This window comes from Comamonas sp. 26 (assembly GCF_002754475.1).
In the GTDB taxonomy this organism is placed as follows: Bacteria; Pseudomonadota; Gammaproteobacteria; order Burkholderiales; family Burkholderiaceae_C; genus Comamonas.
The window spans coordinates 372,736-398,522 of sequence record NZ_PEFL01000002.1 but is presented as its reverse complement, the minus strand read 5'-3'; the positions used below and the strand labels follow the sequence as shown (position 1 = coordinate 398,522).

Here is a 25,787-nt window from a genome sequence, read left to right as displayed (position 1 = left end):
TGCCGGAGTGCGGAGTGCTTGATTTGTAACAGTATTTAATATTCTCAGGGCGATGACGATGATACGGGGGACGCCGTTCCGGACTGACATGGGCGCCGCCAAACGCTCCTGGCGGTTGGGGTCCGTGCAGACTGGGGCTGCTCTTGCTCAAACGTATTGCTTAGATTGGTTTTCCATGAAGTTGAATCAACTCACTGTGGCCCAAAAGTTGTGGGTGCTGGTGATTGGCCTGTTGCTGGGCATGCTGGTGGTGAACGCCAGCAGCCTGGTGTATTTGCACAATGTCAACACCACCATCGCCGACAACGTAGACCGCACCCAGATCGCTGCTACCTTGGCGCGTGAGTGGCGCAACCTCACCGAGACCAGCATTGATCGCTCCATCGTGGCGGCCATCTCCAGCGAGGAAAACCTGGTCGTGCAGCAGCGCCAGCTGATGGCCCAGGGCATTGAGCGCATCAATGCCCTGCAAAAGCAGGTGGCGGAAACCGCTCGTTCCGAAGAGTCGCAAAAGGCGCTGGAAGGCATTGCGGAGCATCGCCGCAAGACGCTGGAAGTCAATACAGCAGTGCAGCAGGCCCGCAGCAACGGCGACTTTGCCGCAACCTACGACCTCGTGGAAAAGCAGCTGCGCCCCACCGCCAAGGCCTATATCGATGCCCAGGAAGCCTTTGTGCGCCTGCAAGAGCAGCACCGTGACCAGGCCAGAAGCAATGGCGATCGGCTGCGCAGCAACGCCTACTGGGTCAGCGCCAGCGTGTGCGGCTTGCTGGTGTTGCTGGGCTTGGTCATGGCCGTGCTGATCGTGCGCTCCGTGACCCATCCTTTGAACGAAGCCGTGGCCCTGGCCAACACCATTGCGGGGGGCGATCTCACGGCCTCCGTCAATGCGGATCGCAATGATGAACTAGGTTTGCTTCTCAAGGCCTTGAACGCCATGACCGAGCGTCTGCGCAGCGTGGTCGGACAGGTGCGCTCGGGTGTGGAATCCGTGTCTTCTGCCTCGGGCCAGATCGCCACGGGTAACCAGGATTTGTCAGCCCGTACCGAGCAGACTGCCGCCAATCTGGAAGAAACCGCTGCCAGCATGGAAGAGCTGACCGCTACGGTGACTCAATCCGCCGATACTGCCCGTCAAGCTAATCAGCTGGCATCAACTGCTGCACAGGCTGCCGAGCAGGGCGGCCAGGTGGTGCAGCAGGTGGTGAAGAGCATGGGGCAGATCACGGACAGCAGCCGCAGAATCGCCGACATCATCGGTGTGATCGACTCCATTGCCTTTCAGACCAATATCCTGGCGCTGAATGCGGCGGTGGAAGCGGCCCGTGCTGGTGAGCAGGGGCGTGGTTTTGCCGTGGTGGCCAGCGAGGTGCGAGCCTTGGCCAAGCGCAGCGCCGATGCTGCTAAGGAAATCAAGCAGCTCATCACCACCAGCGTGGACAACGTGCAGTCGGGCTCGCAGCAGGTGGAGCTGGCAGGCAAGAGCATGAACGAGATCGTGGCCAGCGTGCGCCGCGTCAGCGACCTGATTGGCGAGATCACGGCCTCGTCGACTGAGCAGCGCGACGGCATCAACCAGGTGAACCAGGCCGTCACCAATCTCGATCAGATGACGCAGCAGAATGCGGCGCTGGTGGAAGAGTCCAGTGCGGCTGCGCTTTCCATGCAAGAGCAGGCAGAGCGTCTGGCCGAGGTGGTTTCCATCTTCAAGCTGGGCCATGAAAGCGGCTATCCCAAGGTGGCTGCACCCCAGCGTGCCGCAAGCCGCACGGTGCCAGCCATGGCGCCCGTCAAGCCGCGTGCAGCAGCGATGACAACTAAGCCTGCCAGCAAGGTCGCTATGCCCAAGTCTTTGGCTAACAGCAGCAAGTCCGCTGCAGCGGCTGATGATGGGGACTGGGAAACTTTTTAAGCAGCCGCATCCGCATGCCAAAAGCCCGCAGCGTCTGAAAAGAAGCTGCGGGCTTTTTCACGCCTTCTTTATGAAATGACGTGTTGCGGTAAGCGGGAAAGTCCTGATAACAAGTGCTATGTTCAAGATAGAAAGCAGTTGTAACAATTATTAATATTCCGGGGCAGCCTTGAGGAGCTATCTCCGCCTGGCTTGAGAGAGGACGTCAAGGGCCAGGAATTGACCGTCAGAGTCATGAATAAGCCAGCCCAGAGTTCACGATGCGTGACGTACCAGTGTTTGGATTTTCTTGTCTGGATTGGTTGGTTCATGAAGTTGTTTCAATTCACGGTGGCCCAGAAGCTATGGGTGCTGGTGATCGGTCTTTTGGCGAGCATGTTGTTGCTGGTGGCGGGCAGTCTGGCCTATTCCAGTCGTGTCAATGAAAGCGTTTTCTCGGCAGCCGTGCAGGCACAGACTGCGGCTGATCAGGCCAAAGAATGGCGCATCCTGACGCAGATGAGCATGGACCGCTTTACGGCGGCAGCCATGTCGACTGAGGAAAACCTGGTGGAGCATCAGTACAAGCTGATGGGAAGCCTGATCGCCAGCATTAATGCGCTGCGTGAGAAAGTGCTGGCGCAAGTGCATACCGATGAAGCCAAGAAGTTGATGGCTGATGTCAACAAGCACCGCGACACCTTGTTTGCAGCGAACAAGGAGGTCGATCAAGCCCGGCGTGCACGTGATTTTGAGCATTCTCAGAAACTGATTGAAGAGCAGCTCAACCCGGGTGCTCAGAAATACTACGCCGCCCTTGATGCCTATGTGCAACTGCAGGATCGTTATCGCCTGCAGGCGCTGGAAGATGGAGAAGCCAGCCGCACCAAAGCCTATTGGGTTATTGCCGCTGCCTGCGGTTTGATCATGTCGCTGGGGCTGGTGAGCGGCGTGCTTATCATGCGATCCATTACCCAGCCGCTAATGAAGGCGGTTGAACTGGCGGATGCCATTGCAGATGCTGACTTGAGCGTCACTACAGACCATCAACGAGATGACGAGTTAGGTCATCTGCATCGCTCGCTCAATGCCATGGCTGCGCGCTTGCGCACAGTGGTCGGTCAGGTGCGATCGGGCGTGGAGTCCGTCTCCTCGGTCTCGGGCCAGATTGCCACGGGTAACCAGGATTTGTCAGCCCGCACCGAGCAGACTGCCGCCAATCTGGAAGAAACCGCCGCCAGCATGGAAGAGCTGACCGCGACGGTGACTCAATCCGCCGATACTGCCCGTCAAGCCAATCAGCTGGCATCAACTGCTGCACAGGCTGCCGAGCAAGGCGGTCAGGTGGTGCAGCGCGTGGTGCAAAGCATGGGCCAGATTACCGACAGCAGCCGCAAAATCTCCGACATCATCGGCGTGATCGACTCCATTGCCTTTCAGACCAATATCCTGGCGCTGAATGCGGCGGTGGAAGCCGCCCGTGCCGGTGAGCAGGGCCGAGGCTTTGCCGTAGTGGCCAGCGAGGTGCGAGCCCTGGCCAAGCGCAGTGCCGATGCGGCCAAGGAAATCAAGCAGCTCATCACCACCAGCGTGGACAACGTGCGGTCGGGCTCGCAGCAGGTGGAGCTGGCAGGCAAGAGCATGAACGAGATCGTGGCCAGCGTGCGCCGCGTCAGTGATCTGATTGGTGAAATCACCGCCTCCTCGACTGAGCAGCGCGACGGTATCAATCAAGTGAATCAGGCCGTTACCAATCTCGATCAGATGACGCAGCAGAATGCGGCGCTGGTGGAGGAGTCCAGTGCGGCGGCCTTGTCCATGCAGGAGCAGTCCCGCCGTCTCTCGGACGTGGTGTCGGTCTTCAAGCTTGGCCGGCAAACGGCAGCCGCTATCCATACGCCTGCGCGGGCTTCTGTCGGCGTTTCAGACCCAGCAGTTGCGCCACGCATGGCTGCGGCTAAAGTGATGAAACCGTCGAATCTGCCCGCATCGGCTGCGCCCAGGCTGGCGACTGCCGCCAGGAAGCCGCAGCCGGTTGCTGCCACTGCGGCTGACGATGACTGGGAGCAGTTCTAAACGCTGAAAAGAGCAGCCTCTGCGTTGTGTAGCGGCTGCTCATTTGGCCAGCGTCAAAAGCCCATATTGCCGGCACCGCCTTCAAAGTCCTGCGCGGCTTCTACGAGGAATTGCACTTTGCGTTCGCCGCGCCATTCGTTGATGTCGAGGCGGTAGGCCAGCGTGGTGCGGGCGGGTAGCGGGTCGGTATGGTTGAACCAGATGGCATCGACTTTGGAGCCATGGTGCAGCAGCTCCAGCTTCAGGTGTTTTTCACCGACGAGGCGCTGGGAGGTGATCTCCAGCTCTTCGCTGAAGGTGGGGGCGGCAAAGCCCTGGCCCCAAACGGCCAGTTGCATTTGCTCGATGAGGGCGGTGTCCAGCCATTGGGGCGAGAGCGGGCCGTCGGTTTCCAGTCTGCGCATCAGCGTGGCGGCATCCAGCCATTCCTGAGCGACCTGGGCCAGTGCCTGTTCAAAGTCTTTGAAGCGTGTTCTGTCAATCGTGCAGCCTGCCGCCATGGCGTGGCCGCCAAAGCGCAGCACCATGCCGGGGTGGCGTTTGCTGACCAGGTCCAGTGCATCGCGCAGATGAAAGCCAGGGATGGAGCGGCCCGAACCCTTGATTTCATGCTCTTTGCCCGGCGCGCCGCTGGCGGCGAACACAAAGCTGGGGCGGTGCAGCTTGTCTTTGATGCGGGATGCGACCACGCCCACCACGCCTTCGTGAAAGTCGGGGTCAAACACGCTGATGGCGGGCGGCGGCGTCATGCCGTCCTTGAACAGGCCTTCGGCCATCAGCAGAGCCTGCTCACGCATGCCCACTTCAATCTCACGGCGTTCGCGGTTGATGCTGTCCAGCATGCGGGCCAGATTGTCGGCACGGCTGGCATCTTCGGTGGTCAGGCATTCTATGCCGATGGTCATGTCGGCCAGGCGGCCTGCGGCGTTGATGCGCGGGCCCAGTGCAAAGCCAAAGTCGATGGTGCTGGCCATGTCAAAGCGGCGGCCTGACGCCTCAAACAGCGCGCGAATGCCGGGCTGCATGATGCCTTTGCGAATTTGTTTGAGGCCCAGCGCCACCAGCCGGCGGTTATTGGCATCGAGCTTGACCACATCGGCCACGGTGCCCAGTGCCACCAGTGGCAGCAATTGTTCAAGGCGGGGCTGGGTGTGGCGATCAAAACGGCCGCGGCTGCGCAGCTCGGTGCGCAGGGCCAGCAGCACGTAGAACATGACGCCCACGCCCGCCATGGATTTGCTCTCAAACGTGCAGCCGGGCTGGTTGGGGTTGACGATGGCATCGGCCTGAGGAAGGCTGTCGCCGGGCAGGTGGTGGTCGGTGACGACGACAGACAGGCCCAGCTCTTTGGCCACGGCCACGCCTTCTACGCTGGCGATACCGTTGTCCACGGTGATCAGCATGTCGGCACCGGTTTCCTTGACGCGACGGGAGATGGGGGCAGTGAGGCCGTAGCCATCGACCACGCGGTCGGGCACGAGGTAATCCACATGCTGCGCGCCCAGCAGGCGCAGGCCGCGCATACCTACGGCGCAGGCGGTAGCGCCGTCGCAGTCATAGTCGGCCACGATGCACAGGCGCTTTTGCTGGGCAATGGCATCGGCCAGCAACTGCACAGCGTTGTCTATGCCGTGCAAGCCAGATGGAGCCAGCAACAAGGCGGGCGCGTCATCCAGCTCATCGGCAGAGCACACGCCACGCGCGGCGTAGAGCTGGGCCAGCAGCGGGTGAATCTGGGCCTGCAGCAGAGTCGATACGCTGTCGCTGGGAATGGTGCGGGGCGTGATCTTCATGGCTGAGCGGCTTTGGCTTGCAGGGCGATGAGAGATTTGATTTTCATAGCATCTCTCGCAAATCTGGTAAGCGCTTAGCTCCAAAAAGACTCTTTATTTTTTCCGCGAAGCTGCGTGGCTGGCTTTGCCATTGCACGGCATTGCGCTCGCCGCAAAGAGTGAGCTTGATGGGCTCGCCCTTGGCGGCGCGTTGCTGCAGGTCGGCGATCAGGCCGCTGTCCAGCGCTTGCCAGGCTTTTTGCCAGCTCTGCACATCGCTTTGCAAGGTGGCCTGGCGCAGGTCGTCGATGCAGACAGCCTGTGGTTTGGTCACGGGCAAGCGGGGCAGGCTGCCCGTGCCATGTACCCAGAAGGAGTTGATGGGCGGCAGGCGGCGCTCGGCACGCTGGTCGTTGAAGACGTTGGTGTAGAGCAGCATTTGCAGCTCGGTCTGCAGGCGCTGAATGATGGCGCCCTGAATCGGGTTGGGCATCCAGGGGCGGACATCACGGCCCAGAGCGCGGTCCATCGAGGCGGTGGCCAAGTCCTTGAATGCTGCGCCGCGCGCCAGCCAGAGGTCGGGGAGCAGATATTCCAGCGTGATGCCGTCATCACTGAACCACGGCGCAATCAGCGCCAGCAACTGGCGGGATTCGTCTTCGCTCAGCGGGGCGCTGGCGGGATCAGTCTGGTGCACCTGATCGGGCGTGATATGCCAGTGGCAGGGCGTGATGAAGGCGCAGGGCTGTGTGGTCTCGCCCGATGCCAGTGCGGCCCATGGGATCAGGCCCGGTGTGTCGGGTAGTTGCATGGCGCGGGCCAGTGCTCGCTCGTGCGGGGGCGAGAAATCCATCTCGTCACCTTGCACCACCGAGGTGGGCGTCAGCGTTGCCAGCAGGGCTTGCAGCTGGGGGAGTTGCAGGCCATCCCAGGCTTTGGGAATGTCGGCAGGGCCGCTGGCGTAGGCAACAATGATTTCAGAGGTGCCTGTGCCCAGGGCGTGGGCAGCAGGTAGCAAAGGCGCGGTCAAAGACATGCTGGCTATTGTCGTGCATGGCCGCTACATATGCCCCGGCAAGGGCTGGAAGGCTGCACTGGTAAAAATTTGCACAAGGCTGGCGCAGGCTGCAGGGCATCCCGGGCAATGCCACAATGCGGTCAACATGCAATTTCCCTACGAACTGGCCGTGGGCTGGCGCTACACCCGTGCAGGGCGCGCTACACGCCGCAATGGCTTCATCTCCTTTATCTCGGGTGTCTCCATGCTTGGCATTGCGCTGGGCGTGGCGGCGCTGATCATTGTGCTGAGTGTGATGAACGGCTTCCAGAAGGAAGTGCGCGACCGCATGCTCAGCGTTGTCTCCCATGTGGAAATCTACGCCCCGCAAGGCGCACCCTTGCCCGATGTGGAGCGCACCATGCGCGAGGCGCGCTCCAATAAGGACGTGATTGGCGCTGCACCTTTTGTAGCTGCTCAGGCACTGCTGGCGCGCGGTGAAGATATGAAAGGGGCCTTGGTGCGCGGCATTGACCCGGCGCGGGAAGGCGAAGTCACCGATCTGGCTGCGACCAGCGGCGAGGTGCTCAAGCGCCTGATTCCCGGTGAATTCAAAGTGGTGCTGGGCATTGAGCTGGCCCGCTCGCTGGGCGTGATCGAGGGCGATGTCATCACCATGATTGCTCCGAGTGGCCAGGTCACGCCTGCCGGTGTGCTGCCGCGCATGAAACAGATGACGGTGGCGGGCACGTTTGACTCGGGCCACTACGAATACGACTCGGCACTGGTAATGATGCATTACGAAGATGCGCAGCGCCTCTTCCGCCTGGAAGGCCCGACCGGCATTCGCCTCAAGCTCAAGGACTTGCACGAAGCACCGCGCGTGGCGCATGAGCTGGCCGATACGCTGAGCGACCGCTTGTTCATCCGCGACTGGACGCAGCAGAACAAGACCTGGTTTGCCGCCGTACAGCTTGAAAAGCGAATGATGTTCATCATCCTCACGCTGATCGTGGCCGTGGCGGCTTTCAATCTGGTGTCCACCCTGGTGATGAGCGTGCAGGACAAGCGTGCCGACATTGCCATCTTGCGCACCCTGGGCGCTTCGCCTTCGTCCATCATGGGCATCTTCATGGTCCAGGGTGCCATGGTGGGCGTGATTGGAACGCTGGCCGGTCTGGTGCTGGGTCTGGGTATTGCTTTCAATATTGATGTGATCGTGCCCGCTATTGAGCAGGCACTGCACGCCAACTTCCTGCCCAAGGACATTTACCTCATCAGCAAGATGCCCAGTGAGCCGCAGTCCACAGACATCGTGCCGATTGCCGTGATTTCTCTGATTCTTTCTTTTGTGGCCACGATTTACCCCAGCTGGCGCGCCAGCCGCGTGAACCCTGCGGAGGCACTGCGCTATGAATAATGTTGTGATGGGACAGACCGTGCTTGAAGCGCGCGGCCTGACCAAGCGCTTTGCCGAAGGCAAGCTGGATGTGACGGTGCTGCAGGGCGTGGACTTGCAAGTCAAGGCCGGCGAAACGCTGGCCGTGGTGGGGGCGTCGGGCTCGGGCAAGAGTACCTTGCTGCACCTGATGGGGGGGCTGGATGCACCGACCACTGGCAGCGTCAGCCTGATGGGCCAGCCCTTGAACCAGCTCAGCCCACAAAAGCAAGGCATGCTGCGTAATCAGCATCTGGGTTTTATCTACCAGTTTCACCACCTGCTGGCCGAATTTACGGCGCAGGAAAACGTGGCCATGCCGCTGCGCATTCGTCGCGATGCCAAGGATGACTGCATGGAACGTGCCGCCGAGATGTTGCGCGCTGTGGGCCTCGGCGACCGTTTGACGCACCGCCCGGCCGAACTCTCTGGTGGCGAGCGCCAGCGCGTGGCCATTGCGCGTGCGCTGGTTACCCGCCCGGCCTGCGTGCTGGCCGATGAACCCACGGGCAATCTGGACCGCGGCACGGCTGACACCGTGTTTGCGCTGATGCTGGAGCTGGCCCGCAACAACGGCACGGCCTTTGTGATGGTCACCCATGACGAAGCACTGGCGGCCCGCTGCGACCGCATGGTGAGACTGGGTCTTGGTCAGCTAGGCTGATAGCTATTGCATGAACAAAAGGCCCGGAGATTCCGGGCCTTTTTTGATGAATAAAGGCATGCAACCTTTATTCAATAAGCGGTAGCAGCTGCGTTTTTGATAGCGATATGCGCTTGCGCACGTGCCGATTGACTATTCTGCAGCGATGCGTGGGGGCGTTCTGTGCGTTGATTGCCAGAAGCATCCTGCGCTGTCAGGTCGTCAGTCACTTCACGCAGTCTGGCCGACTGGGTCAGCGATGACTGAACCACCTCGCCCATGATCTGCGTGACCTGGCGCGATGAGGTGACGATCTCGGCCATGGTTGTGCCTGCCTCACGTACCTGCGTGACGCCTTGCGTAACCTGATTGACCGATGCCTGAATCAGTTGCTTGATTTCCTTGGCCGCTTCTGCGCTGTGCTGGGCCAGCTGGCGCACCTCGTTGGCCACCACGGCAAAGCCCCGGCCCTGATCGCCAGCGCGCGCTGCTTCTACCGCTGCATTGAGCGCCAGCAGATTGGTCTGAAAGGCGATGGAATCCATCATGCCGATGATGTCGCTGATCTTGCGTGAGCTCGCGCTGATGGATTCCATGGTCGTGACCACCTCTTGCACGGTGCGGCCACCGGCCTCGGCCACGCTGCAGGCGTCTTGCGCCAGTTCGTTGGCTTGACGTGCATGGTTGGCACTTTCAGTCAGACCTTCCACTGTGGCGCGCAAAGTGTGCGCAGCCGTCACGCGCTGAGTAATGTTGGTGGCAAATTTGACAACCTTGAAAGGCCGCCCCTCAGCGTCCAGAATTGGGTTGTAGCTGGCTTCAATCCACACTTGGCGGCCGTTTTTGCCTATGCGCAAGTACTGCCCCGCATCGTTGTGACCCATGCCCAGCTTTTGCCAGAAGTGCTGGTAGGCCAGACTCTGGCCCTCATGCGGCGGCACAAACATGCGGTGGTGCTTGCCCACTACTTCTTGAAGGTGGTAACCCATGGTCTGCAAAAACAGATCATTGGCCGTGATGATGGTGCCATCCAGATCAAATTCAATGATGGCCTGCACTTTGGCAATGGCCTCCAGCTGGCCGCGTGCATCGTCTTCGTTTTGCTGCTGCTCGGTAATGTCGGTGGCGTACTTGATGACTTTGCGCGGCTTGCCGTGGCTGTCCAGAATCGGGTTGTAGCTGGCCTGCAGCCACACATCCTGCCCCTGACTGTTGATGCGGCGGTAGCGCCCGCTGTCGTGCACGCCCGCTGCCAGTCGCTGCCAGAACTGTGCGTATTCGGCGGATTCACGGGTTTCCTCATCCACAAATAGGCGGTGGTGCTGGCCAATGATCTGCTCGGCTTCATAGCCCATGGTGCGCAGAAAGTTTTCGTTGGCCGACAGCACATGGCCCTGCAGATCAAACTCGATCACGGCCTGCACCTGATCAAGCGCGGCCAGCTTGCTTTGCATGTCATTGCGTTGCTGGTTTCGGCTCAGTCGTTGCCAGAGCGTGCCTTGCAGAAGTCCTGTCATAACGTGATCCTTTGGCCAGTCGCAAAGTGCAGAGGGTGAGGTTGCCCAATGTTTTATTTGTTTCAATCTGTTTCGTGTAGGACAAAATTGGATGTTGCCTGTGGGTTTACACCGACTCGCCTCAAATGGCATTGCAACGCAGGCGCAAGAGCCGGTGCATGATGCGCAAATGCCGACTTGGATAGATACCCACTGCCACCTGGACGCTGCCGAATTCGCGCCAGACCGCGATGCCGTGCGCGCCGCCGCCAGTGCTGAGGGTGTAAGTCATTTGGTGATTCCTGCTGTGCAGCGCAGCCACTGGCAGGAGGTGATTGCGCTGGCGCACCGCCATGGCGATAGCTACGCGCTGGGCATACACCCGCTGTATACGCCGGGCGCAGATGAGTCCGATATTGCAGCGCTGCGCGAGTTGCTGACGCAGCAGCGTGATGACCCGCATCTGGTGGCTGTTGGCGAGGTCGGGCTGGATTTTTTTGTTCCGGGTCTTGATGTGGACCGGCAGATCTGGTTTTACGAGCAGCAAATCAAGCTGGCACGTGAGTTTGATCTGCCCGTCATCTTGCATGTGCGCAAAAGCAGCGATCGCCTGCTCAAGACCTTGCGCAAGCATCCGGTGGTGGGCGGCATCGCCCATGCTTTCAACGGCAGCGCCCAGCAGGCGCAGGCATTTATCGACTTGGGCTTCAAGCTGGGTTTTGGCGGGGCTGTGACTTATGACAGAGCGCTCAAGCTGCGCGAAATGGCTGCCAGCCTGCCGCTGGATGCACTGGTACTGGAAACCGATGCGCCTGACATTCCCCCGCACTGGCTCTACACCACGGCAGAGCAGCGAATTGCTGGTCAGCCGCAAGGCCGCAACAGCTCGGCTGAGCTGCCGCGCATTGCTGCAGAAGTGGCGCAGTTGCGCGGTATCAGCGCTGCTGAGTTGGCGCAGGCCAGCACGGCCAATGCCCGCTCGGCGCTCAAAGGTCTGCCTGCGCTGCAGCTGGCATAGTTCAAGCCAAAACAAGGCTCAGCCCTTGTTGATAAAGCGCTAGCTGCTCATCTTTTGAATAGCAGTGCGCAGCGCACGCTGATGGCGGCTGGGCGACAATAAGGCATGACTGAGGATTCTTCTGCAACCCGGACTGGCACGCGCTGGCAGGGGCTGGCTGCGGTGGCCGATGCGCGCACACGTGCACTGGTGCTGGGCAGCTTCCCCGGGCTGAAATCGCTGCAGCTGCAGCAGTATTATGCCCATCCACAGAACCAGCTCTGGCCGCTGCTGCAGGCCTTGTGGCCGCAATATGCACAGCCGCCGCGCGATGACTATGCGGGCCGCTGTGAATGGCTGCTGGCGCGCGGGCTGGGTCTGTGGGATGTGTACGCCAGCTGCGAGCGAGAAGGCAGTCTGGATAGCGCGATTCGTGCCGCTCAGGTCAACGACTTTGCAGGGCTGCGTCAGCGCTGCCCGGATTTGAAACTGGCATTGCATAACGGCGCAGAGAGCTACAAGCACGCGCGCCAGACCGAGGCGCTGGGGCTGACGGCTCTGAAGCTGCCATCTACCAGCCCGGCGCATGCCAGCTGGTCATTCGATAAAAAACTGCAGGCCTGGCGCGACGCGCTGGCGGCTCATGGCCTGCTTTGAAGATTGGTGTGAAACGTGATTCGTAAAACCCGTGGTGGCGCAAAGCCCGCGCAAGACAAGAATGCTGCCAGCGTGCAGGAGTTGCCCGAAGTCAGCGTTTCTGACGACGGCGATGTGCGCTATCTGCATCTGGGTACGCCCTGGGTGCAGGGCTCCATGCGCATCCGAGACCCGTTCGATATCGATCTGGAATATGTGCAGCGCATGATGGGCTGGCTGCTGTTCACCGACCCGGCAAGCGTGCCTGAAAAGCACGCCATGCAGCTGGGTCTGGGCGCGGCAGCCATCACCAAGTTCTGCCACAAAAAGCTGCGCATGAAGACCACGGCTATTGAGCTGAACCCGCAGGTGCTGGCCGTGTGCCGCAGCTGGTTCAAACTGCCGCCCGACAGCAGCACTTTGAAGGTGGTGCTGGCCGATGCCGCGCTGGAGATTAAGAAAAGCGAATGGCATGGCACCGTAGATGCGCTGGCCGTGGACTTGTACGACCACGAGGCGGCGGCCCCCGTGCTCGATAGTGCCGAGTTCTATGCCGATTGCCGCAATTTGCTGACCGAAGACGGCATCATGACGGTCAACCTGTTCGGTCGCTCGTCGAGCTTTGACAAGAGTCTGGACCAGATGGCACAGGCCTTTGGTGAAGATGCTCTCTGGGCCTTTCGCCCCACGCGCGAGGGCAACACCGTGGTGCTGGCCCAGCGCACGCCGCGCGTGCTGGATAGCGCCGAGCTGGAAGCTGCCTGTGATCAGGTTCAGGCCCGCTGGGACCTGCCAACTCTGCGCTGGTCCAAAGTGTTTGTGACTGCACGCGATGCAGAGGCGGGGAGCAAGTCAGTCAAGGCCAAGGCCAGTCGGGTCAAGGCGAGTTGATCGCAAAGTCTGAGTAAAGCTGGGATGCAGGGGTTGAGTCGAGCTAATTTCTGCCGATCATAGGAAGATGACGATCAGTGCCATCTCTTCCAGCTCCTCAAGCTCCGTTTCTTCGGGTGCGAATGCGGCATCGCGCATCCAGCAGCTGCAAAACCAGCTCAAGGAAGCGAACAATGAACTCAAGCAGCTTGCCAACAGCGACTCTGATGCCGAGACCAAGCAACAGAAGTTGCAACTGCTGCAGGCCAAGATCCAGATGCTGCAGGCACAGATAGAAGCCTTGCAGAATCAACAGACGCTGGAGGCGCAGAAGTCTGCGCAGCGTGGGCTGGAGTCAGTCAGGCCGACGCAGGATGTGCAGCCTCAGAGCAAAAGCCGCAGCGATGGCAGTCTTGGCAGTCTGCTTGACGAGTACGCCTGAGCTGAATCAGAGAAGTCGCATGGATGGGGGCCGCCTGGAGCGGGCCCGCTGAAGAGGCTCTGCCGATCGGGGTACATTCAAGGCAGTTCTATCGCCACAGCCTGCCATGTCATTGACTGAATCCATTTTTCCCCAGCCCATCAAGCCAGCCCGCTACGAAGGTCCGTTGGACTGGCGCATGCTGGTGCGCTGGCTGCAGGATGATGGCGTCATCACCGCGCAGGAGGCTGAGCGCACAGTGATGCGTTGTTCTGCCGCTGAAAGCGCGCAACTGCCGCTGGTGCGACTGGCCAATGTGGGCGTGGTCAGCGCGCAGACGCTGAAGCCACTGGATCTTGAAACCCTGACCCAGTACCTGGCCCAGCGCAGTGGTCTGACGTATCTGCGCATTGATCCGCTGCGGGTGGATGTGGGCCGCGTGGGCGAGGCCATGAGCGCCAGCTATGCGGAGCGCCACAAGGTGCTGCCCGTGCAGGTCACGTCCAAGGAAGTGGTGATTGCCACGGCTGAGCCCTTTATTACCGATTGGATGAGCGAGGTAGAGCGCCAGGCCCGCCGCAGTGTGCGCTGTGTGGTCGCCAACCCGCTGGATATCAAACGCTATACAGCTGAATTCTTTGCACTGGCCAAGTCTGTGCGTGCGGCTGAAAAGGCCGGTGGTGCCACAGGTGGTGCGAGCTTTGAGCAGTTGGTAGAGCTGGGCAAGAGCAGCAAGCAGCTGGATGCGAACGACCAAGGCGTGGTCAAGGTGGTGGACTGGCTGTGGCAGTACGCGTTTGACCAGCGCGCCAGCGATATTCACCTGGAGCCGCGGCGCGAGCAGGGCGTGATTCGTTTTCGTATCGATGGCGTGCTGCACCCCGTTTATCAAATGCCCATGGGTGTGCTCAATGCCATGGTGGCGCGGGTCAAACTGCTGGGTCGCATGGATGTGGTGGAAAAGCGCCGCCCGCTGGATGGCCGCATCAAGACCCGCAACCCGCGCGGCGAAGAAGTGGAAATGCGCCTTTCCACGCTGCCCACGGCCTTTGGCGAGAAGATGGTGATGCGCATCTTTGACCCTGAAAACACGGTCAAGAACCTCGATGCTCTGGGCTTCAGTGCCCATGATGCGCAGCGCTGGGAAGATCTGGTCAAGCGCCCGCACGGCATTATTTTGGTGACCGGGCCTACAGGCTCGGGCAAGACCACCACGCTGTACTCCACACTCAAGCGCGTGGCGACCGAAGAGGTTAACGTCAGCACGGTGGAAGACCCCATCGAAATGATCGAGCCCAGCTTCAACCAGACCCAGGTTCAGCCTCAGCTCGATTTCACTTTCACCGAAGGCCTGCGCGCGCTGATGCGCCAAGACCCGGACATCATCATGGTGGGTGAAATTCGTGATCTCGCCACAGCGGAGATGGCTGTGCAAGCGGCGTTGACGGGGCATCTGGTGTTCTCCACCCTGCACACCAACGATGCTCCCAGTGCCGTTAGCCGCTTGATGGAACTGGGTGTGCCTTCTTACCTGATTAACGCAACCTTGCTGGGCGTACTGGCCCAGCGGCTGGTGCGCACGCTGTGCATCAGCTGCAAGGTGCGCGATGAAGCAGCTGCCCCCGATGAGCTGGCTGAGAGCGTCAAGCCGTGGAAGCTGACCGGTAGCTACCAGCCTTTCAAGCCCGTGGGCTGTGAGGATTGCCGCATGACCGGCTATCGCGGCCGTATGGGCCTGTATGAGCTGCTGATTGTGAGCGAGGGTCTGAAAAAGCAGATTCACGATGCGCCATCCATGGATGTTTTACGCCGTCAGGCCGTGCAGGACGGCATGCGCCCGCTGCGTCTGGCCGGTGCTTTGCGCGTCGCAGAAGGCATCACCACATTGTCAGAAGTGCTGGCCTGCACGCCGCTGATGAGCGAAATCTGACGATTCAAGAGCGTGCTTATCTATCTCTAGGGTGTCGCGTTGAGCCGCAACCGGGGGTGAGTTCGCAGTGATGCGACGCAGCTTTCCCGGGGGGAAAAGCAAGCCGTTGCGCGAAAAAATCACCCGATTTCATCTCCATTCTTAGTGCCCGTGCATTTGCTGGTTCGGCACCAAGGAATGCGTAAAAACGTTTTGAGTGCAAGTGCTTGCTTTTTGTCTTGCGCAGGCTAATCAATCAGCACTTTTATGCCGTGCTTGCGGTTAATGCGTATAGAGCATCGGCCATAGGGTAAGCCCTTTGTAGGTGGAATCCACATCAATTTGGCATTTTTAAGAAACGAGAATCGCCAAGTCGTGATTTCCGTAAGGGGACATTTTTGTGAAAATCAAGAGCCAAAAAGACTTTTTTTCCGGTCTGATGTTCTTGGTCGTCGGACTCGCATTTGCGATCGGCGCATCCAACTACACCATTGGTACTGGCGCACGTATGGGCCCCGGTTACTTTCCGCTGATTCTGGGTGTACTTATGTCCATCCTGGGTGCAGCCATCTGCGTAGGCGGCCTGACCAAGGGCCCCTCTGATGGCGACAAGGTTGGCAAGTGGGCCTGGAAGCCTGTGTTCTTCGTGCTGGCTGCCAACTTTGCCTTCGGCATCTTGTTGGTGGGCGTGCCTGCTGTGGGTATCCCTCAGTTCGGTCTGATCATCGCTATCTACGCGCTGGTCTTCATCGCAAGCTTGGCAGGTCAGACTTTCAATCTCAAGGAAACAGCCGTCCTGGCCACCATCTTGGCGGCAGGCAGCTATATCGCTTTCGTGTGGGCACTGAATCTGCAGTTCCCCGTGTGGCCTAGCTTCATCGCTGGTTAATTAGGAGCTTTGTCCATGGATCTGATTAATAACTTGTCGATAGGTTTTGGCGTGGCTTTCACGTTCCAGAACCTGATCTACTGCTTTGTGGGCTGTCTGCTCGGTACGCTGATCGGTGTGCTGCCAGGTATTGGCCCAGTGGCGACCATCGCCATGTTGCTACCCGCAACCTACGCTCTGCCCCCTGTGGCGGCGCTGATCATGCTGGCCGGTATTTACTACGGCGCTCAGTACGGTGGCTCCACCACCGCCATTCTGGTGAACCTGCCAGGTGAGTCGTCGTCTGTGGTGACTGTGATTGACGGTTATCAGATGGCCCGAAAAGGTCGTGCGGGACCCGCGCTTGCGGCGGCCGGTATTGGCTCCTTCTTCGCAGGTTGCGTGGGCACCATCATCTTGGCTGCTTTCGCTCCTCCGCTGACTGAAGTCGCTTTCAAGTTCGGCCCTGCCGAGTACTTCTCGCTGATGACCCTGGGTCTGATCGGTGCTGTGGTGCTGGCTTCCGGCTCGCTGCTCAAGGCGATCGCAATGATCGTGCTGGGTCTGCTGCTGGGCATGGTCGGTACGGACGTGAACTCCGGTGTGGCTCGTTACAGCTTTGATATTCCTGAGCTGACCGACGGTATCGACTTCGTCGTGATCGCCATGGGTGTGTTTGGTTACGGCGAAATTATTGCCAACCTGTCCAAGCCAGATGACGAGCGTGAAGTGTTCACCGCCAAGGTGACGGGTCTGATGCCTACGAAGGAAGACTTCAAGCGCATGATTCCTGCGATGCTGCGCGGTACGGCTCTGGGCTCTGCTCTGGGTATCTTGCCTGGCGGCGGTGCCATGCTGTCGGCTTTTGCTGCCTACACGATTGAAAAGAAGACCAAGCTGCAACCCGGCGAAGTTCCCTTCGGTCAAGGCAACATCCGTGGTGTGTGCGCTCCTGAGTCGGCCAACAATGCCGGTTCGCAGACTTCGTTCATTCCTTTGCTGACTCTGGGTATCCCCCCGAACGCCGTGATGGCGCTGATGGTGGGTGCCATGACGATTCACAACATTCAGCCCGGCCCTCAGGTGATGACCAGCAACCCAGAGCTGTTCTGGGGTCTGATCGCCTCCATGTGGATTGGTAACCTGATGCTGATCATCTTGAACCTGCCGCTGATCGGCGTCTGGATCAAGCTGCTCACGGTGCCTTACCGCTGGTTGTTCCCCTCCATTGTGTTGTTCTGCGCTATCGGCGTGTACGGTACCAACAACAATGCATGGGACGTGTGGATGGTCGGTATCTTCGGTTTCATTGGCTATGTGTTCCACAAGCTGGGTACCGAACCTGCACCGCTGCTGCTGGGCTTCATTCTGGGCCCGATGATGGAAGAAAACCTGCGCCGCGCTCTGCTGCTGTCGCGTGGTGACTGGTCCGTGTTTGTGACACGTCCTATCTCCGCCTGCTTGCTGGCTGCTGCTGTGGTTCTGCTGGTCATCGTTCTGATGCCTGCAGTCAAGAACAAGCGTGAAGAAGCTTTCGTGGAAGACTAAGGTCTTGCCAGACTGCTGAATCAAGTTTGAAGCGGCCCAAAAGGGCCGCTTTTTTTATCTGGGGACTTTTGCTCAGGAAAATACGGATTCGGGCTGCAAAATAGATGCAGTTACTGGAAAGATTGCATGGCCTTGTCTTTATTGCCCGCGCAGCACCCTCAGCGGGTCTTGCTGCACAACGAAATCCACGCCCGTCCTGCAGAAATCATGCAGGCGCCGCTGGCCATCACGCATATCGTGATGTTGACCGATGCTGCCCAGCGCGAGGCCAGCCGCGAGCATGTAGTGGCGCTGCTGCGCAATCATCACCGCCCCTTGCCCGATGCTGCCACCACCCATGTGCTGATCGACCTGGGCGCGTTTCGCCTGCGCTGGGAGCAGCACACCGAATTTGTGGCCTGGACCTTCACCACGCCCATGGAGCAAGCCGCCGTGGCCGATGTGCGTGAGCCCGAAACAGCCATTGATGCGGTGCCACAAGACTGGGTGGCGAGTTTGCCCGGCCATTGCCTGAGCAGCCTGCATATGTGGGCGCTGAACGAGCAGGATGTGGATGCGCAGCACCTGATTCGCCACATGCTGCATGCCGACACCCTTGTCGGCTCGCGTGTGTCTGGCGATGCAGGATCCATCTATACCGACTTTGCCATTCACCCCGATGGCTTCTCGCGCATGCTGCTGCTGGCGGGAGCCAGCTTGACACCACGCCGTCTGGGTCGGCTGGTGCAGCGTGTGCTGGAGATTGAAACTTATCGCATGGCCGCGCTGCTGGGTCTGCCCGCTGCGCGCAAGGCCGCCGCAGTGCTGGCGACGGCAGAGCGTGAATTGGCCGAGCTGGCCCATGCCATTCGCGCCGCAGACCGCGACGCCGAGCCTGCGTTGCTGGATCGGCTGACGCGTCTGGCCGGCCAGGTCGAGAGCGAATATGCAGCTACGCATTCGCGTTTTTCGGCCAGCTCAGCCTACTTTGAGCTGGTGGACCGCCGCATTCAGGAGATTCAGGAAACCCGGCTGAGTGGCATTCAGACCATTCGCGAGTTCATGGATAGACGGCTGACGCCCGCCCGCGCGACCTGTGAGTGGGCCACACGTCGCCAGAATGCGCTGTCTGAACGGGTTTCCAGGGTCAGCAGTCTGCTGCGCACGCGCGTCGAGATTGAGCAGCAGCAAAGCAGCCAGGAACTGCTGGGCACCATGAATGACCGCCAGGGCACGCAGCTTAAGCTGCAGTCCACGGTGGAAGGTTTGTCCGTTGCTGCGATTACCTACTACATCACCGGTCTCATCAGCTATCTGGCCAAGGGCGCTCAAAAGCTGGGCTGGCCCTGGTCGCCTGAGTCGACTGCGGCCGTTGCCATCCCGGTGGTGGCCTTTTGTGTCTGGTGGTCGCTGCGCAGGCTACACCACAAGCTGTTTCATGGGCGTCAATCATGAAATTGACCGCTAGCGCTTATCAATAAATCGCTAGTAGCTATAGATTTTGATACTTCCGGGCTGGCATTGCCCGGTCTGATAACTGTGTGAAAGGACTTTGAAATGGACTTTGGTATCACCGGCCGCTGGGCACTGGTCTGCGGCGCCAGCAAGGGCTTGGGTTTTGGCTGCGCCAAGGCTTTGGCTGAAGAGGGCGTGAATCTGGTCATCAACGGCAGAAATCCCGAAGCACTGCAGACCGCCGTGCAAAAGCTGCAAGCCATCGCTCCGCAGATTAAGGTGATTGGTGTGGCAGCGGATATCACCACCCCTGAAGGCCGCACCGCCGTGTTTGAAGCCGCTGGCGGCCCGGGCAAGGACTATGACATCGTCGTGACCAATGCCGGTGGCCCGCCCACAGGCGACTTCCGCACCTGGGACCGCGAAGCATGGATCAAGGCGGTAGACGCCAATATGCTGACCCCCATTGAGCTGATCAAGGCCACGGTGGACGGCATGGCCGAGCGCGGTTTTGGCCGCATCGTCAACATCACCTCCAGTGCGGTGAAGGCGCCCATCGACATTCTGGGTCTGTCCAATGGTGCGCGCAGCGGCCTGACGGGCTTTGTAGCGGGTCTGGCTCGCTCTGGCATTGCCGCCAAGGGCGTGACCATCAACAACATCCTGCCCGGCAAGTTTGATACCGACCGTCTGGTGGCCACCCATCAGGCAGCGGCAACCAAGACGGGCCAGGCGCTGGATGCGGTTCGTCAGGCTCAGGCTGCGCAAATTCCGGCCAAGCGCTTTGGCACGGCTGAAGAATTTGGCGCGATCTGTGCCTTCCTCTGCAGCCGTCAGGCGGGCTATATGACGGGCCAGAACCTTCTGCCCGACGGTGGCCTGTACCCCGGTACTTATTGATCGCTCTTCGAGCACATCTGAAAAGCCTCGCATTGCGAGGCTTTTTTATGGCTATTGCTGCTTATTTGCGGGACGAAACCACGATACCGGCCACGATCAAGGCAAAGGCTATGCCGTGATACAGATGCGGCGTTTCGCCCAGCACGGGAATGGAGAACAGTGCCGTAAACAGCGGGATGAGATTGCCAAAAAAGCCTGCAATGGCAGGCGTGGAGCGCTGCACGCCCATGCCCCAGAAGCGGTAGGCCAGAATGGCCGGGCCTATTGCAATAAAGAGCAACGTGCCCAGCACCGGCCAGCCCACCACAAAGCGAAAGCCGCCCAGAGCTGCCTCAGCCCCCGTAAACAGGCCAGACCAAAGCAGCCCGAACAGAATCTGCGCCAACAGAAAGCTCGCCCAGTGCGACTTCACTTCCTGCGGCCCAGTGCTGCGCGACAGCAGCCATGTGTAGAAAGCCCAGGCAATCGTTGCTAGCACCATGAATAAGTCGCCCGCCACAAAGCGCAGGTTCAGCAGCGTTTGCAGATCACCGCGCGACATGACCACCACAACGCCCAGCACAGACAGCAGGGCGCCGCTCATCTGCTTGCGGCTGACCGGAGTCCCCCAGCACAGGCGGCCAATCGCCAGCATCCACACCGGCATGCTGGAGCCGACCAGCGTCACGTTGAGTGGCGTAGAAGTCTTGAGCGCCAGATACAGCAAGGCGTTGTAGCAGCCAATACCCAGCAGACCCAGCAACATGTACTGCCGCCACAGCGGCCAGATGGGGCTGTCTTTGCGCAGCACCCGCCAGGCCAGTGGCAGCAGCAGGACAAAGGCGATGCACCAGCGAAAGAAGTTCAGCGCAAATGGCGAGATCAGGTCTTGGGCGAGGCGACCCACAATCGCATTACCGGCCCACAGCGCAGGAGCCAGACTGAGCATGGCGGCTGTGGAGGGCTTGAGTGAAGAATTCATGGAGAACCACTGTAACGCGGTGGTCACGGGTGCCGATACCTATACCTCCCCAGATGGTGCTTGGCAGGTGATGGATATCGGTCATCAATGGTGATGCAAGCCATGGCGCTTTGCGAAAGCTTGTGACAATGAGCAGCACTGGAGATTGGCAATGAAGCAAGAAACATCGGCTTGGCTGCAGACGCAGCGCCTGCTGGCTCATCAGCAGCCTGAGAGGCCCAGGCATGGGCTGTCTGTAGAGGGTGAGCTGATAGGGAGCATAGAGGAGTCATTGGTCCTGCAACTGGGCGCTGATGCGCTCAAGCAGTACGGCTTGGATCTTCACTGGCGCAACGACACCTGGGTGCTGGATGGGCAGACTGATGGCACGCTCAGGCTCAATCAACTTGCGAAGCTCATGCGTGCGCAAGGTCTGGCTGGAGCCTGGCGCGATGAGCAACTGCTGGTTTGCAATGCGGCTGGACAAAAGGTTGCCACGATTGAGCGTGGTGCCGTGCGGCCGCTGGGCATTGCCACGCGCGCGGTGCATCTGGTCGGCTACTGTGAGGACGGCGCGCTCTGGGTGCAGCAGCGTTCAGAAGACAAGGCGAACAACCCTGGCATGTGGGACACCTTGATGGGCGGCATGGTCTCTGCCCAAGACAGCTTGCCCGAGGCATTGGCGCGTGAGACCTGGGAAGAGGCGGGTCTGCACGTGACCGAGCTGGCACATGTCGCACATGGCGGATGCATCGAATTTTCCAGACCCAGTGATGAGGCCGAAGGCCAGGGCTATATGGTCGAACGCATAGATTGGTTCTCGGCGCTGGTGCCCGATGTGCTGCAGCCTGTGAATCAGGATGGTGAGGTGCAACGCTTTGAGAGGCTGACCTTGAGTGCGCTGGAGGACTGGCTGGTGCAGGGGCGCTTTACGCCCGAAGCATCGCTGGTGCTGGCGAGCTATATGGGCTGGTAGCCATAGCCGCAGTTTTCGGGTTTCCGGCGAGGGTGAAATCGTCACAATGGATGTCCATGCCAGAACCCACCGCTATCTCCACAGAATCTGCGCGTCGCATCACGGTTGTCTCCGTCACAGGCCTGCCAGCTGCAGGCTGGGCACTGGCCTTGAGTCAGGCGCAAATGCCCGGTTGAAGGGCGCTGCTGTGCAGTCCCGCCGCCGCCCTCCGCTGAGCATCGAGCTATTGCTCCTATGGACTATCAGGGCTATAGCTGGTTCATGCTGTTCATGCTCTGGCGCGGATCGAGAGCGACTGTGCGCTGGTCGGTCAGGACGATGGCTGGGTGCTGGATGGAGGGCTTTAGTTTGCGCAGCCGCAAGCTGATGCGCGTGTTTGCAGAGAATCCAGCGCTGCGGGTGGAGGTTTCTGCGCCAGACTGGTTTTCCTAGTCGCGGTTGCAGTTTGGCTGGGCTGGCGATGTGCTCAATGAGGACGTGCAGCTCAGCGGTGTTTTACGCCCCTTGAGGTTGCGCTTGGTTTTGCGATTGAACACGCGGGCCCCTTGCACTCAGGTGCCGATGCATTTGGGATTTTTGGACATCATTCGCGTAACTGGCAACTGGCCTCACTGCACCCACTGACAGTTCGCAGCCATTGCTCACGGGAAGACATCGAAGGCATGTATGGCTAGCCCGAGCTGATGCGGATAATGGAAGCGCGTGGCTACCATGTTCGCTATGTCGAGTCAGGCAAGGCTTAACGCGGAGTGTCCGTAATCACGGGCTTCAAGCGATTAGGTGCCAGCGCCCCGGCCTGCTCCAGAATTGGATAGGCAACCGAGCACAGCAGGGAGTTGATGCGCTTCAAGTCGCTGATCATGTCGATATGCAGCGAGCTGGTTTCGATGCTGTTGACGGTGTGCTGCGACAGGCGCTCCAGGTGGGTGGCGGAGTAGGCTAGCTCCAGGTCGCGAAAGCGTGCTTTCTCTTCCAGCAGCTTCTGCGCTTCACGCACATTGCCGTTGAGAAAGACGCTCATGGCAAGGCGCAGGTTATCCAGCAGGTGCTGGGTCAGTTCGTGAATTTCCTGCATGCCGGCCTGCGAGAACTTGCGGCCTTTTTTGATTTTTTTATCTTCCAGGTCCAGCAGCACGCGCTCGATGATGTCCCCGATCTGCTCCATATTGATGGTGAAGCTGATGATTTCCGTCCAGCGCTGTCCTTCTCGCTCGTCCAGTTCGGTGCGCGAAATCTTGGTCATGTAGTACTTGATGGCGGAGTACAAATCGTCCACCGTACCTTCAAGGTTGCGCACTTCTTCGGAGAGTTTGATGTCATCGGTCTCAGCCACTTTTTGCAGGCCGATCAGCATGGATTCGATCACGTCAGCCTGATGCAGCGATTCACGCACGGCGCAGGTAATGGCCAATGATGGCGTGGAGAGCGCCGAAGGGTCCAGGTGGCGAGGGCGCAGCAGCGTAGAGGTGCTTTCATCCTCCGGTTTGGGCAGGATGGCTGTGACCCAGCGGGCGACGATCTGGGTCAGGCCAATAAAGCACAGGCTGTTGAAAATGTTGAAGGCCAGGTGGAACATCACCACGTTCTGGCCGCCATTGGGCAGGTAGACCTGCACGTATTGCGTCCATAGTCCGATGAAGGGCGCAACAATGGCTACGCCCATGATCTTGAACAGCAGATTGCCGATGGTGACCTGGCGCTCTTCCACCGCAGACTTGGCTGTGGTGATCGCTGCGACCAGACCGCTGCCCAGATTGGCGCCCAGTGTCAGGCCCAGTGCCACATCAATGGGAATGGCGCCTGAGCTTGCCATGGCAGCAATCAGGAGCACCACGGCCAGACTGGAGTAAGACACCACGGCCAGCACCGCGCCTAGCAGCAGCTCCATGAATAGGTCGCTGCTGACGGAGGCCAGCAGGGTGCGCACGGCAGGCGCTTGCAGCAAGGGCTCGGTCGCCTCGACCACCAGACGCAGGGCCAGCAGCATCAGGCCCAGACCAATCAACACGCGGCCAATGCGGCCGGGTTTGGAATCTTTGCGCGTGATGTAGAGCAGCACGCCGACAAAAATAAACAGGGGCGACAGCCACGACAGATCGGCTGAGAACAGCACAGCCATCATGGCGGTGCCTACGTCGGCACCGCGCATGACAGCAAGCGCTGATGGCAGGGTGATCAGGCCCTGACCCACAAAGGACGAGGTCATGAGCGATGTGGCTGTGCTGGACTGCACCAGAGCGGTGACACCCATGCCCGATAGCGCTGCCGAAAAGCGGTTGCTCATGCTGCGAGCAAGGATGTTGCGCAGGTTTGCGCCAAAGACCTGCAGAACGCCGGTGCGAACCATCTGAGAGCCCCAGATCAACAGGGCAATGGCTGCTAAAAGATTCAATAAATGCTTCATGTTCTGCCCGCGGAGGAGCGATCTAATATACCCCTGAGAAGGGGTAGTCTGCTTGGATTGACGTCGGTTAACGCACAAACAAGTGCGAAATAAAGAACACAATAGAACAAAAGCGAACGGTTTCAAACATCGTTTTTACGGAGGAAACAGACTAAATTTCATCCGAGTGTGGTGACCGTGCTTGTATAAGCCGCTACGAAAAAGGTGCTTCATGATTCCTGGTGCAGGGGGCGCAGCCGCCGCAGGTTTTTTGTTGATGGTTCTGGCTGCGCTGTTAGGCGCTTTCTTGCTGTCATGGTGGGGCTGGCGGCTGTGGCATGTGGGGCGTGGCACGCCAAGGCCGCCGCTTGCGGTGTGGCAATGGATTGTGGCCGTGGTCTTGTCCGTGCTGCCCATATCGACAGGGGTGATGCTGGTGCAGATGACGTTGAGTCAGCGCTATAGCGATGCGCAGATGGCCGAGCAGGAGAGGCTGATGCACATCACGCTGACTCGCGCGGTGGTCTGGGGTGATATCACCTTGCCAGCTGGCAGCCATGTGTATCGCGATATGCCGGAAGGTGGCGTGGAGCGCGCTGACGGCCAGCCCGATTTGCGCACGGTGCAGGACATTCGCTTTCCCGTGCCGGTAGAGGTGGGCGGGTTATGGGTCAATGCCCTGAGCCTGACGGGCCAGCTGACTCTGGAGTTGTCCAGGCCACATCAGTTTGCGGCGCGTGAGGGGCGGCCTGCCGAGGATTGTGAGGCGGGGTATATGGTGCAGTTCAACGCTAGGCAAGAACGTGACCCCTTCGTCATCCCCGAGAAAGCACAGACGCTGACGCTGGCCGACTGGGTGCTGGATACCTGCTATCAAACCACGCCCATTTCAGTGCGTTACTGGAAGGATGGGCAACTGGTCTGGGCCAATACTCCTGAGTACGAGATGCCATAAAAAAAGCCGCAGACCCAGTGGGTTGCGGCTTTTAAAAAGATAGTGGTTAGCGCTTATTGGACGTGGGTTTAGCCTTTTTTTAGGCTTGATTCCTGGCGCGTCTCGCACGCAGGATTTCATCCAGAATCAGCAAAACAGCGCCTAGCGTGATGGCCATATCCGCCACGTTGAAGGCTGGGAAATGGCTGCGGCCCCAGAAGAAGTCCAGAAAGTCCACCACATAGCCGTGCTGCAGGCGGTCAACCACGTTGCCAATGGCACCGCCCAGAATGCTGGACAGCGACAGGCAGAATACTTTCTCGTTGGGGTTCTTGCGCAACTGCCAGACGATGAGCACGGTGGCGATGACGCCAATGCCCACAAAGAACCAGCGCTGCCAGCCGCTGCCATCTGCCAGAAAGGAGAAGGCTGCGCCCGTGTTGTGCGCACGCACGATGTTGAAGAAACTGGTGACGGGCGTCCAGTCCCCAAGCTGGTAATGGGTCAGGATGATCTGCTTGGTGATCTGGTCCACGCCGATGATGACAAGCGCCCACAAAAGCCAGGGCCAGATTCGGCCAAAGCCTGCGGAAGATGTCTGGGTGTTGCTCATGACAGCTCTTTGCTAATGATTTTGATAGCGGCTAGCGCCTAATGT

General features: G+C 59.6%; 21 protein-coding genes. 15 read left to right on the top strand and 6 right to left on the bottom strand.

Translation table 11 applies throughout. The features are described from left to right. Positions 1 to 175: 175 nt before the first annotated feature. Positions 176 to 1,912, top strand: coding sequence for a methyl-accepting chemotaxis protein (locus CLU84_RS16360; protein ID WP_099738422.1), 1,737 nt, complete (start codon positions 176 to 178; stop codon positions 1,910 to 1,912). 309 nt (positions 1,913 to 2,221) lie between these two features. Beyond that, positions 2,222 to 3,967 (top strand): methyl-accepting chemotaxis protein, encoded by a 1,746-nt coding sequence (locus CLU84_RS16355; protein WP_099738421.1) that lies wholly within the window; start codon positions 2,222 to 2,224, stop codon positions 3,965 to 3,967. 53 nt (positions 3,968 to 4,020) lie between these two features. Here the strand turns inward: CLU84_RS16355 and recJ are convergent, their stop codons facing one another. Next, entirely contained in the window at positions 4,021 to 5,760 is a 1,740-nt protein-coding gene (gene recJ / locus CLU84_RS16350) for a single-stranded-DNA-specific exonuclease RecJ (RefSeq protein ID WP_099738419.1), read from the bottom strand. 43 nt (positions 5,761 to 5,803) lie between these two features. After that, positions 5,804 to 6,775 (bottom strand): phosphoglycerate mutase, encoded by a 972-nt coding sequence (locus CLU84_RS16345; RefSeq protein ID WP_099738417.1) that lies wholly within the window; start codon positions 6,773 to 6,775, stop codon positions 5,804 to 5,806. 127 nt (positions 6,776 to 6,902) lie between these two features. Here CLU84_RS16345 and CLU84_RS16340 point away from each other — a divergent pair, with 127 nt between their 5' ends. Both CLU84_RS16340 and lolD read left to right on the top strand, forming a co-directional pair. Then, the gene (locus tag CLU84_RS16340) at positions 6,903 to 8,156 is read left to right on the top strand and encodes a lipoprotein-releasing ABC transporter permease subunit (protein WP_099739083.1); all 1,254 of its coding nucleotides are present in this window, start codon (positions 6,903 to 6,905) and stop codon (positions 8,154 to 8,156) included. After that, positions 8,149 to 8,838 carry a lipoprotein-releasing ABC transporter ATP-binding protein LolD gene (gene lolD / locus CLU84_RS16335; RefSeq protein WP_099738415.1) on the top strand — a complete coding sequence of 230 codons (690 nt, stop codon included), beginning with the start codon at positions 8,149 to 8,151 and terminating at the stop codon, positions 8,836 to 8,838. Before CLU84_RS16340 ends, lolD begins: the two co-directional genes overlap by 8 nt. Before the next feature lie 71 nt (positions 8,839 to 8,909). Here lolD and CLU84_RS16330 read toward each other — a convergent pair whose 3' ends face one another. Then, positions 8,910 to 10,334 (bottom strand): methyl-accepting chemotaxis protein, encoded by a 1,425-nt coding sequence (locus CLU84_RS16330; RefSeq protein ID WP_099738413.1) that lies wholly within the window; start codon positions 10,332 to 10,334, stop codon positions 8,910 to 8,912. Positions 10,335 to 10,503: 169 nt separating this feature from the next. Between CLU84_RS16330 and CLU84_RS16325 the strand changes: the two genes are divergently transcribed. The 9 genes from CLU84_RS16325 (at position 10,504) to CLU84_RS16285 (ending at position 19,896) form a co-directional block, all read left to right on the top strand. Beyond that, positions 10,504 to 11,331 (top strand): TatD family hydrolase, encoded by an 828-nt coding sequence (locus CLU84_RS16325; RefSeq protein WP_099739082.1) that lies wholly within the window; start codon positions 10,504 to 10,506, stop codon positions 11,329 to 11,331. A gap of 105 nt (positions 11,332 to 11,436) precedes the next feature. Further along, positions 11,437 to 11,967 carry a DNA-deoxyinosine glycosylase gene (locus CLU84_RS16320; protein ID WP_099738411.1) on the top strand — a complete coding sequence of 177 codons (531 nt, stop codon included), beginning with the start codon at positions 11,437 to 11,439 and terminating at the stop codon, positions 11,965 to 11,967. A gap of 15 nt (positions 11,968 to 11,982) precedes the next feature. Next, positions 11,983 to 12,837: a spermidine synthase gene (locus tag CLU84_RS16315; RefSeq protein ID WP_099738409.1), complete on the top strand. Its 855-nt coding sequence runs from the start codon at positions 11,983 to 11,985 to the stop codon at positions 12,835 to 12,837. A 67-nt stretch (positions 12,838 to 12,904) separates the two neighbouring features. After that, complete coding sequence (locus CLU84_RS16310; RefSeq protein ID WP_099738408.1) at positions 12,905 to 13,258, top strand: FlxA-like family protein; 354 nt, start codon at positions 12,905 to 12,907, stop codon at positions 13,256 to 13,258. Between the two features lie 106 nt (positions 13,259 to 13,364). Next, on the top strand, positions 13,365 to 15,167 hold the full coding sequence (locus CLU84_RS16305) for a GspE/PulE family protein (protein ID WP_099738406.1): 1,803 nt from the start codon (positions 13,365 to 13,367) through the stop codon (positions 15,165 to 15,167). Between the two features lie 379 nt (positions 15,168 to 15,546). Next, entirely contained in the window at positions 15,547 to 16,035 is a 489-nt protein-coding gene (locus CLU84_RS16300) for a tripartite tricarboxylate transporter TctB family protein (protein ID WP_099738404.1), read from the top strand. Between the two features lie 15 nt (positions 16,036 to 16,050). Further along, positions 16,051 to 17,562, top strand: coding sequence for a tripartite tricarboxylate transporter permease (locus CLU84_RS16295; RefSeq protein WP_099738402.1), 1,512 nt, complete (start codon positions 16,051 to 16,053; stop codon positions 17,560 to 17,562). Between the two features lie 126 nt (positions 17,563 to 17,688). Continuing rightward, on the top strand, positions 17,689 to 18,996 hold the full coding sequence (locus CLU84_RS16290) for a DUF3422 family protein (protein WP_099738401.1): 1,308 nt from the start codon (positions 17,689 to 17,691) through the stop codon (positions 18,994 to 18,996). Between the two features lie 102 nt (positions 18,997 to 19,098). Continuing rightward, entirely contained in the window at positions 19,099 to 19,896 is a 798-nt protein-coding gene (locus CLU84_RS16285; protein WP_099738400.1) for an SDR family oxidoreductase, read from the top strand. Positions 19,897 to 19,957: 61 nt separating this feature from the next. Here CLU84_RS16285 and CLU84_RS16280 read toward each other — a convergent pair whose 3' ends face one another. Continuing rightward, a complete protein-coding gene (locus CLU84_RS16280) occupies positions 19,958 to 20,857 on the bottom strand; it encodes a DMT family transporter (RefSeq protein WP_099738398.1) in 900 nt (299 codons plus the stop codon). 151 nt (positions 20,858 to 21,008) lie between these two features. Here CLU84_RS16280 and CLU84_RS16275 point away from each other — a divergent pair, with 151 nt between their 5' ends. Beyond that, entirely contained in the window at positions 21,009 to 21,812 is an 804-nt protein-coding gene (locus CLU84_RS16275; RefSeq protein WP_099738396.1) for an NUDIX domain-containing protein, read from the top strand. 739 nt (positions 21,813 to 22,551) lie between these two features. Here the strand turns inward: CLU84_RS16275 and CLU84_RS16265 are convergent. Then, positions 22,552 to 24,216 carry a Na/Pi cotransporter family protein gene (locus CLU84_RS16265; protein WP_099738392.1) on the bottom strand — a complete coding sequence of 555 codons (1,665 nt, stop codon included), beginning with the start codon at positions 24,214 to 24,216 and terminating at the stop codon, positions 22,552 to 22,554. Between the two features lie 211 nt (positions 24,217 to 24,427). Between CLU84_RS16265 and CLU84_RS16260 the strand changes: the two genes are divergently transcribed. Then, the gene (locus tag CLU84_RS16260; RefSeq protein ID WP_099738390.1) at positions 24,428 to 25,150 is read left to right on the top strand and encodes a hypothetical protein; all 723 of its coding nucleotides are present in this window, start codon (positions 24,428 to 24,430) and stop codon (positions 25,148 to 25,150) included. A gap of 79 nt (positions 25,151 to 25,229) precedes the next feature. On the opposite strand, the gene lspA is transcribed toward CLU84_RS16260, so the two are convergent. After that, positions 25,230 to 25,742, bottom strand: coding sequence for a signal peptidase II (lspA, locus tag CLU84_RS16255; protein ID WP_099738388.1), 513 nt, complete (start codon positions 25,740 to 25,742; stop codon positions 25,230 to 25,232). Between the last annotated feature and the right edge of the window lie 45 nt (positions 25,743 to 25,787).